Genomic DNA, 11,385 nt, shown 5'->3' with positions numbered 1-11,385 from the left:
ACCATCGCCGGGACTAAGAACCAGCGCAGCCGCGACAGACATGCCCCATTGTCGCCCACCACAACCGTCAAATCACTTCAGACACGCGACACTAGCTCGGGTGTCCAATGACGAGGCGGCCTGCGGTATCGTCGACGGCGGTGTCGGACTGAGGCCGGCTCGTGTTTTGCGCATCGCAGTTACAGCTGCGCAGGTTGAATACTGGTTGGCACGACGGTGACGAGGCGGCCGCCGCTCTGACATTTACGCGCGGCCACGACTGCGCATGAAGGGGAAAGAGCGGAACAAGACCAACGAAGCTATTTACGATGACGGCTCGCGAACCATGAACAAGAGCATTGACGAACAGCTCGCCGACTTCGTAAAGGCCGGCCAACCCCGAACCCCGCCGTCGACGAGCGTGGGCACTTCGCAAATCCACCCAACAATCACGTCCTCCCAGCAGCAGGGAATGGAGGACCCCTTCCTCGGTGCCGTGTCGTTCGCGACGATGACCGTCCATGTCGTCACGAGATTGCTTTCTCGGAGGAGGTAGTCGATAACTGGAATTGAGGCGTGGGCCCCGTTTTGCTATGGTCGCATGCAGAAATGGAAGACGAGAGGGTGGCACTGCGGTGTTCCGAGGGCGTAAGACGACTAAGCGAGACAGTCGCCTACCGCGAACAATAAAGGGCCGGCTGCTCCGCCTAAATTTGCTGCGAATCGCAGACGATGATAAAAGGCAGCAATACGTATCAAATCTGGGGAAGAATGGCGAACTCCATTCGACCGAACTCCTCAAAGCCGCCTTCCCCGCGGCTGTGCGGCTTATGTTCTACGAACCGAATCACATCGCCGACATTCCGGCATTTGTTCAGGAGCTGGTGTCCGAGGTTGGCGAACTGGTAAGGCCGCGAGAAACAGAACTTCTCATCCGTCATGCCGCCGGCCAAGATTGCTCCATCGAGGATATCGATCCTGAGATCGCCGGACTTTCCATGTCGTTTACGCTGCTGCGTCTGGCCGATATCATCGACATGAAAGGCGGAGATCCCGAAAGCTTCGTAAATGGCGTCATATGTGACGCGGAAGTCGATCTGGAAAATCGCGGGATTGACTACGCTCGAGCTTAAAGGATCCGTCACCGGGCATTCGCCGTCACTTGGTCCCTGTCCGCCAAACACCGACAAGGGACGGACGTCGATGTCATGACCTTCCGAAGACGTCAAGAACAATGCCAGCAACAAGGTATGCGCAAAGCGGCTAACATCAGGAAATTACGCCGAACGTCACAGGAGTAAGCAGCATTCTGCCTTCTGTACGCGCTTAACTCGTCTCGGTCGGGTACTGTCGGTCGTACAGCACCTCGATCCTGGTGCCGAATAGATGAGATCGGAACCTGTACCGATCTGCTATCGCCGCCGTCACCTTCTGCTCTGACCTGAACAGGAAAGTGACCACCGGACGGAACCTCGTCCTGCGGCCATACCACGACTCCGACTGGTTTCGACAAACTTGCGCCGGCACCCGCTGGTCTGACGAGGCGAACGTCTCCAGGTGTTCCGTAGCCACGCCGCTGCGATCAACCCGACACCGACCAGCGCCGGAACGCCGACGACGCTTCGTACATGGAAAGACTGTATGAATTTGACGAAAAGTCACTACCTCGACTAACGAGGAAGCTCTCCTCGGAGAGGGTCCGACTCGCAGCGCAGGTCACCGTCATCGCGGCACTGACGTCGGCCGCTCGCGTGGCCGTGAGCCACCGAACTGGGCGGATGGCGAGGGTGCTAGGCGTGACCGTGGCTTCCCGTCCGGTAGAGCTGCGACGCAAAGTGCCGGGCGATTCGGCTGACCACGTCCGCTGTGCATAACGCTGTGGATAACCCGGACGCCACCTGGGCTTGTGAGGTTGTGTCAGGTCGTGTGAGGCCGTGTGAGGCGCGGAAGCGTGCTGCTCGACCTTGTTCGCTTCTACGGTCGGGCTACTGGCCATTACGGCCGGGGCGTCGTCGAGCAGCGCTGTCGTCGAGGAGCATCCATGTCGTATGTGAACGGCACCGCTTGGAGCACGCTGACGCCTCCTCGTGGTATTGCCGCATGGTGGGACGGGCTTCCGGATCTGCTCAATCAGCCGTTGACGCCAGCGACGTTGGTTGTCGCGTTGGTTGTCGCCGCGACGTCGTTGCTCACGCTGCCGATCCTGGCCGCTGTCTGGACCTGGTCGGTCCGCCCGCGCCGTTCCAGGCGGCGGCTGCGGCTGCGTCCGCCGGGGGTGGCGCGGTCGATGTCGGCCGCCTTACTCGGCACGGCGTCGGTGACCTCGGGGGCGCTGTCTCACACGGCCGCGGTCGCGTCGCCCGCTCCCAGCCTCGGCAGTCAAGGCCGGGCGTCGGGCGAGGCGACTTCCGTGTTCGCTGCTTCGCGTTCTGGGCGGCTGGATGCAATCCTCACGGTTCCCGGGACGCCGATCGTCCGCGCCGGCGGTGAACCGGCCCCGATGTGTCGGGTCCGCCCCGGCGACACCTTGTCGGGTATCGCGCGTGAGCGGCTCGGCGATGCTGACCGTTGGGACGAGATTTTCGCGCTGAACCGGGGCACGCGCTTTCCTTCGGTCGGTGGTCGCCTGACCGACCCGGACCTGATCTACCCCGGATGGAGCCTAAGAATGCCGGTCGACGCCCCTCCCGAGCCGGTACGCGCTGCACCCCGTCCGCCAGCACCGCCGGACCGGTCCACGGCGCCCCACACATCCGGACCGTCGTTGGCGCCAGTGCCGACGGTGAGCCCGGCACCTGGCCCAGCGTCACCGGGAGTTGACCCGGCGGCGGCGCCTTCAGATGCGGGGGTTGAGCTCGAGTCCGGTAGCTGGCTTCCTATCAGTGTCGCGGCAGCGATCGCCGCGGTGGCGGCGCTGGTCTGGGCGCGGCGTCGACACCGGTACACACCCCGCCCACCTTCTGAACTCGCGCGGCCAGAGGATCCAGCCCTCGCTGCCCTGCCGGCCACGGTCACGACGATCCAACGACGGCTCCCTGTCACCTCGATCCCAGCGACAGGGGCGGACACCGATCTGAACGGTCACGGAGAGAGGGATTGGCTGTCGGGGGCTGACGCCGGTCAGTACAGCGACGTCGACCGCGCGCGCCCCACCTGCGGCGGTGACGGTATGGCCGAGATCGCCGCCGGAAGCGATCCGCGCGCTCGGCACCGTCACCACCATCCCAGTCGCCGCGTCGATCTTCGGCCTGTCCCGATCGGTCGCCTACGACCTGGTCCGCACCGACCAGTTCCCCGTCCCGATCCTGCGGTTCGGCACCCGCTACCGCATCCCCGTCGCCGCGATCCTCGCCGCCCTGCGCATGCCCGCCGAGGCGCCGGCGCGACTTGAAACGACGGCCGCGCCGAGCGTCGATCGAACCCACCCCACATCCGGCCGGCCTGCCGGCCCCACCCCGCCCTAAAGGAGGCGTCGTGGCGGAAGGATCCATCTTCAAACGCTGCAACTGCCGCGACGACGATCAGCGCCGCCTCGGACCACGATGCCCCCACCTGCGCCGCACCGGCGGTAGCTGGAGCCCCACCCACGGACGCTGGGCCTACCAGCTCGAGCTCCCCATCCGCCCCAAGCAAGCACGCCGCCAACTGCGCCGCGGCGGATTCGACACCCGCGAAGCCGCCGCGGGCGACCGCGACCACGCCCTCACACTGCTCGCCCTCGCTGGTGACGACGACACTCTCGCCGCCGCCATCGGTGACCTCCTCAAAGCCGTCAAACCCGGAAAGCCGCTACCCAGTCGCGACACCGTCGCCCGCCGCGTCCGGGCCGGTGTGACCACCACCGACACCACCGTCGGCGACTACCTGTGGAGCTGGTTCGACGGCCGGACCAAGCCCGACGAAACCACGCTGCGGGCCTACGAAAGCCACATCCGCGTTCATCTCGAGCCGCATCTGGGTCACATCCCGCTGCACCAGCTACGCGGCGCCCACATCCAGGCCATGTTCGACGCGATCCGGGACCGCCACACCGCCATCAAGGCAGCCAAGTCCAGCGTCGATCCCGCCGTCCGCGCCAGCGTCAAGGGCCAACGAGCCCCGGACGTGACCACGATGCACCGCATCCGCGCCACGCTCCGCAAAGCCCTCAACGACGCGATCCACATCCATCGGATCCTCGACTTCAACCCCGCGATTGGTGTCGAGCTGCCGTCCGCGACACGACCCAAACCCAAGGTATGGACCGGCGCGGCGATCACACGATGGCAGGCCACCGGGGAGCGGCCAAGCCCGGTCATGGTCTGGACACCCGCCCAGGCCGGTACGTTCCTCGACTACGCCGAAACCCACGACATCGTCCTTTACGCGATGTTCGCGCTTATCCTCCACCGTGGTCTGCGCCGCGGCGAAGCCGTCGGCCTGCGCACCACCGACGTCGAACTCGAGTCCGGCACGCTGACTATCGCCGAGCAGATCACCACCCTCGGCTACCAACCGATTCGCAAAACCGTCAAAAGCGACGCCGGTGACCGCGTCGTCAGCACAGGCACCGCGCTCACGACCGTCCTGCGCGAGTACCGCGACATGCGCGACCGCTGGCAGCAGGTCAGCGGCCGCGAGTGGCCGGACGCCGACGAGTTCTTCGTCAAACCCGACGGCACCCGTTGGCACCCCGAACTGGTCAGCGAACGCTTCGACAAACTCATCAGCGCGGCCCGCCTGCCACCCATCCGCCTGCACGACCTGCGTCACTGCGCCGCCACCTACGCCAAAGCCAGCGGCCTGGACATGAAAGACATCCAAGAACTTCTCGGCCACGCCACTGTCAGCCTCACCAGCGACACGTACACGTCCGTGGTGCACGAGCTCGAGACCGAACGCGCCAAAGCCGACATCGCCGAATCCATTGTCCCTCGCGACCCTCGCCGCGCGGCCTAAGGAAGCGGATTCAGCGCTCCCAGCAGACGAGCGACGACGGCCGTGGCATGCTGGGCTTTCGAACACACGTCCGAGCAAGGGAGGGTGGGGGCATGAATGCTGCAGATGCGGTGGCCGTCTGCTGCGGGCAGGACGGAACCTGGTCACCGAAACCCGGCAGCCCTGTCACCGCAGCCTGCCTGCTGTGCCCCCGATCACCGACGTATTGGCGAAAAAGCGCCGCTGGCACGTCCGGTGCCGGCTTGCCGCTGCGTAACGACGTCAACGCCGCAAAGGTTGCCGCACGGCTCGCTGCTATTGCCCGCGACCTGGACTGGCCCGAGTCGCTGCGGGCTGAGGCCAAGGCGGCCGCGGACGAAGGCCTGGATGTCGACGACCTCACGGACAGCGCGATCATCACCGCCCTCAATGGCCGGATCGTCGCCCGCAGCCATCTGGATGCGGCCCCGAATCTGCGTATAGATGGGGAACGGCGGCGACCATGAGCCAGCCGACTGCAAGTCAGGTCGTCGCACTGCTCGGGATCGACCCGGACAGTCTGCCGCTCGCGCCCATCGACAACATCGCTGTCGCCGGCGGGCCGGCCAGGTGCGTGCGGTGCGGCGATCATGGACAGGTCATGCTGCTCGCCAACACCGCACTCGGCCACCGGCGTGTCGACCTGTGTGATCGCTGCTTCCGGTGGGCGACCGCGCCCCGCTGACCATCAGGCTGCTTCGGCGATGTTTCCGCAGCGTGAACGCGCGCTGGCGACTAGCCGCCGCCGTGCATGAGGTCTGGCGATGCGCAGTGTTGAAAGCAGAAGGCCACTCGCGACGGCTATCCCTTCGCACGATCTCTCGTCGACAAGCACGCACAATCGCGAGAACCACTCGACTGGCGGTCCTGATCGCAAAATCCAGGAGAGCCGCTGAAGGGCCCTAGCGCCGTTGCGTTGCTTTGGCCAGCCGCGGGTGACGTCGATGGTTCGCGGAGTAGGAGGAGGGCCAATGTCATGCTGGCGGCGAAACCGGTGGCACCAGTAAGGACGGCATCAGCTGGGACGTCGCCTCCGATCCACGCGAGCACGCCGCCCGCAGAACCGATCATCACGCTGGTGAGAACGCCGAAAGCAATCCACAAGCCTCGTGCTGAGTTGGTCGACATCTGGACCTCCAGTGGATGTCTGGACAGCCCGCCTTCGGGCATCTACCGACGACGGTCGCCGTCCATCCGCACATCCGGAAGGTCTGTTGGACGCGGTTGGACCGCTTGTACGGCGTTGCCTCGAGATGGTGTAGGAAGAGATCATCTCCGCTCTTTATCCTGTCAGTGGGTCTCATTCGGGTCGTTCGATGAGGAGGTCGCTGGATGTCCCTGGAGGGCGGTCCGCGACAGGCGATGCCCGATCCGGCAGATGCGGCGACGCCCGAACGGTTCGCCGAACTTCTTCAGGAGCTGATGACCTGGGCGGGTCGCACACCTGACGGCATTGCACGGCATGGACGTGGACCGGTCTCCAAGAGCACCATCCACAACATCATCAACGGCAAAACTGTCACCGAGACATCGCTCAATGGGTTTCTTCTCGGATGTGGCGTGCCCAGCGACCAACACCAAAGCTGGCAGGACAAGCGCAAGCAGCTTCACCCTGAAAGGCCCGGGCCGTCACGTGCACGGGCTCCGCGGATCGTCCGCAGCGGGATCGGCACGCCTGTTGGTGAGTGCGACCCCTACCGGCTTGAAGTCCACCGTTCTGCCGACGCCACCGTCGGCAGTGGGCGTTTGCCCGATCTAACGCCCTACATCCAACGCGACCATGACCTTGAGCTGGCCAAGCATGTAGAACAAGCGGTCTCTGGGACCTCCCGGATGTGCACTTTGGTGGGTGAGTCATCGACAGGCAAGACCCGTGCTTGTTGGGAAGCCTTGACCCTACTGCCCGAGAATTGGGTTCTGTGGCATCCGATTGACCCGTCTCGGCCCGCTGCGGCAGCCAACGCCATCACCAACGTCGTCGGCCACACTGTGGTCTGGCTCAACGAGGCGCAGCTTTACCTAGCTCCCGCGGACCCAACCCTGGGCGAGCAGGTCGCTGCCGCCCTCCGCACGCTGCTGAGCGATCCCAACCGTGCACCGGTTTTGATCATGGCGACCTTGTGGCCGGCGCATCTCGAACTCCTGGCCCGACGTCCGCCGCTTGGCATGGAAGATCCGTTCGCCCAAGCTCGCGAACTTCTCGCTGGCACCGTCATCAATGTGCCCAACAAATTCTCCGAAACTCAGATCGTAAGCGCACACAGGACCGACGATCCACGGTTGCTGCAGGCCATCGAGCACGCCGAGGGCGCGAGAGTGACGCAGTACCTCGCGGGGACGCCGTTGCTCCTCCAGCGCTACCGCACCGCCGGGGCTGTCGCGCGCGCGATCATGGACGTAGCAATAGACGCACGCCGGCTCGGCCATCCGCCGATAATTCCCCACGCCATGCTTGAAATGGCAGCACCTGCCTACCTTGATGACATTCAGTGGCGCAACGCCACGACCGGGCTTGACCACAGGCCGAGCTCGTGGACAGATGCCCTCGCACAGGCCCTTGCTGAACTCGACGAGCCAAGCCACGGTGTGTCGGGGCCAGTCGCAGTGGTGAGGCCACGCCCAGGCGCACAACGGCCCGATGCGCCTGTCTACCGGTTGTCCGACTACCTCGAGCAGATCGGACGCATCGAAAGAGCCGGGACGTTCCCGCCGCTTGGCTTCTGGGAGGCGGCCGAGGCACTCCTTGAGCCCAGCCTCCTGCTCGCGTTCGGGAGACAGGCAGAGGCGAGGGGACGGTATAACCGCGCCCGGGCGCTCTACGAGCTCGCCTCGGGCAATGGAGACGCAAACGCACTTCGGCAGCTGACCATGCTGCACGCACGCGCCGGCAACGAAGATTGCGCCTCTCGCCTCGCAGTGCAGGCTGCTGACCAGGGTGACACGGAGGTCCTTAGCGAGCTGGCAAAGATGCGCGAAAGGTCAGGTGCCCGTGAAGCTGCCACCTACCTATATCGCCACGCCGTCGAGCGGGGAGACCTCGTGGCGCTGCGCGATCTCGCGAGGCTCGAGGAACTAACCGGGAACAGCGCAGTTGCCCTGGAACTGGCCACTACTTTAGCCAGCCGCGGCGACGCAGGAGCGCTTTGGGATCTCGCATGGTTGCGTGAAGCAGCCGGCGACCACGACGGAGCAACAAAGCTGGCCGTACGCGCCGCCGACTTCGGAAATCTGGGTGCCCTGAAAGACCTGGCGTGGCGCCGAGAAGGTGTTGGGGACCACGCAGGCGCATCGTTACTTGCATTGGACATCGCGAGGCGGGGCGACACGAGCGCAATCTGGGAACTGGCCGGCCAGAGAGAGGAGGTTGGCAACCACGAGAGAGCCGTTGACCTTTACCGACGGGCGGTAGTCGACGGCAACAAGACAAGACCGCGCGAACTTGCCCGGCTCTGCGAGGCTGCAGGCGACCTGGACGGCGCTGCCCGGTTCTTTGAGGCAGCTGCTGAAGGCGGGGACCGCGGGGCCACTCTGGAACTGGCTCGCCTTCGCGAACTGGCCGGCGATCAGGAAGGTGCGGCCGTCCTGTATCAAGATGCCGCGAGAGATGGTGATGCTAAGGCCCTTCGTTTTCTGGCGCGCCTCGCGCAGCAGAACAGCGACCATCCGAGAGCGGTGGAGCTCGCGACGCAGGCTTCAGCCGCTGGGGACCACGATGCTTTGCGAGATCTGGCTCAGCTGTATGAGGCGGCGATGGATCGCGACAGCGCCGAGATTCTTTACCAGAAAGCTGCTGACAGCGGCGATGTCGGGGCGCTTCGAGAACTCGCGCGGCTGCGCCACCAGGTAGGCGATCATAGTGGTGCAATCGTCTGGGGTGTGCGGGCAGCCGATCGTGGCGACGTCAAGATACTTTCGCATCTGGCGAGGCTTCTGGAAGAAGCGGGCGACAACCAACGAGCGGAAGAACTCGCAATAGAAGCTGCCAAACGCGGCGAGATCCAAGGCCTGCTATACCTTGCCCCGCTTCGAGCCAAAATGGGCCGCTTCGATGACGCGCTTCGGTTGGCACGAGCCGCCGCCGACTGCGGTGACTCGTCGGTCCTCACGGCGATCGGCAGCTTCGCGGAATACAACGATAACCGCCTGAGAGCCATCGAGGCCTACCAGATCGCCTACGATTACGGCGACGCGGACGCTCTTCTTGAACTAACTCGCTTGCGGGAACTCGACGGTGATCACAAGGGAGCCCTTGCGCTCGCCTACCGAAACGCCGACCACGACAATCTCGCGGGTCTGCGGCTCCTGGCTGAAATGCTATATAGAGGTGGCGATCGCGACGGAGCAGGAGCCCTGGCCATCCAGGCCGCCCACCGAGGCGATACACGAGCGTTGTTGGACTTAGCTCGGCGAAGTGAACGTGCCGGCGAGCACGAGGACGCCGTAGGGCTGTACCGACTAGCAATCGATCACGCCGACGGCCGCGCGTTGTGGGAACTGGCTCGCATGTGGGAAGACGACGGACACGAGGATCTGGCTAGCAGCCTTCTGTCGTACGGACTCCATGAAGACGGATCTCCCGCCTCAGGCCTTGAGTGCTATTCATAGATGTAAGCAGTCAGCCGACACGCACGCAGATGCTTTGAACGGCAGCTTCCAGCAGCTATCCAGCCAGGGACAAATAGGAGATGGTCAGACAAACGCCAAACATCTGAAATTGTGGGCCGCCAGGGACTCGAACCCTGAACCTATGGATTAAAAGTCCGCTGTATCGCGAACTTCCAGACTTCAACAGGATTTGTCCGTGCCGACCGTCGAACGTATCTGAGCGTCCCGCCGCGTCCGCGCTGGTCACGCCGCTCAAGCGGGAGCTGTCAATAACGAACGAGGTCGCGGGACTCAGCAACTGTCCGCGGCCGTGCCGGGCGGTCCGCCACAGTTTCGCGACATCCGAGCAGCCACGGAGCGCCCCGACGTGGGCTATCCACGACCGCCCGGTGGGTGACGACGGCCCAGTTGGGCGGACCTGGACGCCTCGTTGTCAGGGAGGCGAGCGTAGAAGGGGCAATCACGAAGGCGACGCCGCGGCGCAGCTGCGTCGGCGCTAGGCCCATTCACTCGACGTGGGCCGGCAGCCGTCGTGAAGGACTGCGTCTCCCCGTCCTCACTTCCCGCCGGCCTCGGCGCATCGACGCCGGCGGCAAGGCGAGTGGCCCGGCCGTTCATCGCCGCCCGCCGGTGACGTGTCGTTCTAGTGGCGGACGCGGATTTGCCGCGCCACGCCTGTCGCGTTGTACCGGTACCGCGCCATCTCGATCGTCACCGAGTAGTGCTGAGCGATCTCCTCGGACCCCATTCCGCGGGCCGCCGCACGGATGAGCAGGGGGCGCGGCAGCAGTAGGGTGCCACCGAGCGCGGTGGCCTGTTCTTCCTCGTCGGGCCGGCAGGTCCGGAATGGGATCCCGTCGAACTCGGCGATCTCCGACAACTCGTGCTCCAAGATGAGGTGCGAGATCTCGTGGGCGAGGTCGCTGGCGATGCGCCCGACCGCTCTGAGCGGGTTGGTCACGATCACCTTCGTCGTGCCGATTTCGAAGGTGACTGCCGAGAAGGCGAAGGCCTAGTTGATGGCTGAGGTGTGGCCTCCGGAGCCACCGAGTCCTCGACGCGTTGATGTTCCGGCCTCGATCAGGATCCCGTCAGCTGCGCCGGCGGCGAGACTGCGGCAAGCGCGCGGCGAGGATGAGCTTCGGCCGGCCAAGTTTCCGATCAGTGAGGCATCCCGCAAGGCTGCCGCGGCGGCCCGGCCAGGGCCGCCACCGTCGCGACCGCTCGTGTTGCCCGTCGGGCAGAAACAGCCCCGGCGCCGGCGCGAACCGGTCAGCGGCCCGCGGCCGTCGGTGCGAGTGGCTGACATGGGGGCGCTGGCCCGGGTGATGCTGCCGGAGGAACTCCGCGAACGGCAGTGGACCTGGCCGGATGTAGCGGACCGGGCGAACGCGGCGGCTGTCCGATGGGCCAAGGCGGGCTTCGATGATCGGTCCGTGTCGGTTTGGCTCCGCGCAGGGCTGAACCCGGCAAATGCGGGGTTCCTGGCCGGCCGCGGCGTCGTGCCGGAGGTGCTGAGCCAGCTTCTGCTGGTGCCCTACGACGTGGCTGTCACGGGGGCTGCCACCGCGCGGATGCTCGTCATCTCAGGCCGCCTGCCTGTCGCTGCGGTCTTCGAGGCTCTAGTCAAGGCCGGCCTTCACGTGCCGCTTCCTGAGCCTGGGCTGGCGCTGGCACAACCGGGCAGGTCACAGGTCGACCGGCCTCCGGCCCCGGCGGTCGTGTTTTCTCACCCCGGTGATGTCGACGACCCAACGCCGTCATCTGTGCCGTCGCTGCGTCGCCGCAACGCGAAGAATTCGCAGTACGGCGAGCGGCGTCGTCGATTGGGTGGATAGTCCACAA

General features: G+C 65.1%; 10 protein-coding genes. 7 read left to right on the top strand and 3 right to left on the bottom strand.

From position 1 onward, the window contains the following. Positions 1 to 265: 265 nt before the first annotated feature. Positions 266 to 535 (top strand): hypothetical protein, encoded by a 270-nt coding sequence (locus AB0J88_RS39540; RefSeq protein ID WP_364362048.1) that lies wholly within the window; start codon positions 266 to 268, stop codon positions 533 to 535. 199 nt (positions 536 to 734) lie between these two features. On the opposite strand, the gene AB0J88_RS39535 is transcribed toward AB0J88_RS39540, so the two are convergent. Both AB0J88_RS39535 and AB0J88_RS39530 read right to left on the bottom strand, forming a co-directional pair. Continuing rightward, complete coding sequence (locus tag AB0J88_RS39535; RefSeq protein ID WP_364362046.1) at positions 735 to 1,223, bottom strand: hypothetical protein; 489 nt, start codon at positions 1,221 to 1,223, stop codon at positions 735 to 737. Between the two features lie 82 nt (positions 1,224 to 1,305). Continuing rightward, on the bottom strand, positions 1,306 to 1,551 hold the full coding sequence (locus AB0J88_RS39530; protein WP_364362044.1) for a DUF3592 domain-containing protein: 246 nt from the start codon (positions 1,549 to 1,551) through the stop codon (positions 1,306 to 1,308). A 1,589-nt stretch (positions 1,552 to 3,140) separates the two neighbouring features. On the opposite strand from AB0J88_RS39530, the gene AB0J88_RS39525 reads away from it, so the two are divergent. From AB0J88_RS39525 to AB0J88_RS39505, 5 genes are all read left to right on the top strand, one after another. Then, the gene (locus AB0J88_RS39525) at positions 3,141 to 3,443 is read left to right on the top strand and encodes a helix-turn-helix domain-containing protein (RefSeq protein ID WP_364362042.1); all 303 of its coding nucleotides are present in this window, start codon (positions 3,141 to 3,143) and stop codon (positions 3,441 to 3,443) included. A 10-nt stretch (positions 3,444 to 3,453) separates the two neighbouring features. Further along, entirely contained in the window at positions 3,454 to 4,917 is a 1,464-nt protein-coding gene (locus AB0J88_RS39520; RefSeq protein ID WP_364362040.1) for a tyrosine-type recombinase/integrase, read from the top strand. A gap of 92 nt (positions 4,918 to 5,009) precedes the next feature. Beyond that, positions 5,010 to 5,402: a hypothetical protein gene (locus tag AB0J88_RS39515; RefSeq protein ID WP_364362038.1), complete on the top strand. Its 393-nt coding sequence runs from the start codon at positions 5,010 to 5,012 to the stop codon at positions 5,400 to 5,402. Next, positions 5,399 to 5,620, top strand: a complete 222-nt coding sequence (locus AB0J88_RS39510) for a hypothetical protein (RefSeq protein WP_364362036.1) — start codon at positions 5,399 to 5,401, stop codon at positions 5,618 to 5,620. The genes AB0J88_RS39515 and AB0J88_RS39510 overlap by 4 nt, the downstream gene beginning before the upstream one ends. Positions 5,621 to 6,267: 647 nt before the next feature. Next, on the top strand, positions 6,268 to 9,540 hold the full coding sequence (locus AB0J88_RS39505; RefSeq protein ID WP_364362034.1) for a hypothetical protein: 3,273 nt from the start codon (positions 6,268 to 6,270) through the stop codon (positions 9,538 to 9,540). 643 nt (positions 9,541 to 10,183) lie between these two features. Here the strand turns inward: AB0J88_RS39505 and AB0J88_RS39500 are convergent. Beyond that, entirely contained in the window at positions 10,184 to 10,522 is a 339-nt protein-coding gene (locus AB0J88_RS39500) for an ImmA/IrrE family metallo-endopeptidase (RefSeq protein ID WP_364362054.1), read from the bottom strand. 325 nt (positions 10,523 to 10,847) lie between these two features. Between AB0J88_RS39500 and AB0J88_RS39495 the strand changes: the two genes are divergently transcribed. After that, positions 10,848 to 11,378: a hypothetical protein gene (locus AB0J88_RS39495; RefSeq protein WP_364362032.1), complete on the top strand. Its 531-nt coding sequence runs from the start codon at positions 10,848 to 10,850 to the stop codon at positions 11,376 to 11,378. Positions 11,379 to 11,385: the final 7 nt, after the last annotated feature.

Source organism: Asanoa sp. NPDC049475 (assembly GCF_040676915.1).
In the GTDB taxonomy this organism is placed as follows: Bacteria; Actinomycetota; Actinomycetes; order Mycobacteriales; family Micromonosporaceae; genus Asanoa.
This window is presented reverse-complemented; position numbering and strand designations above follow the sequence as displayed.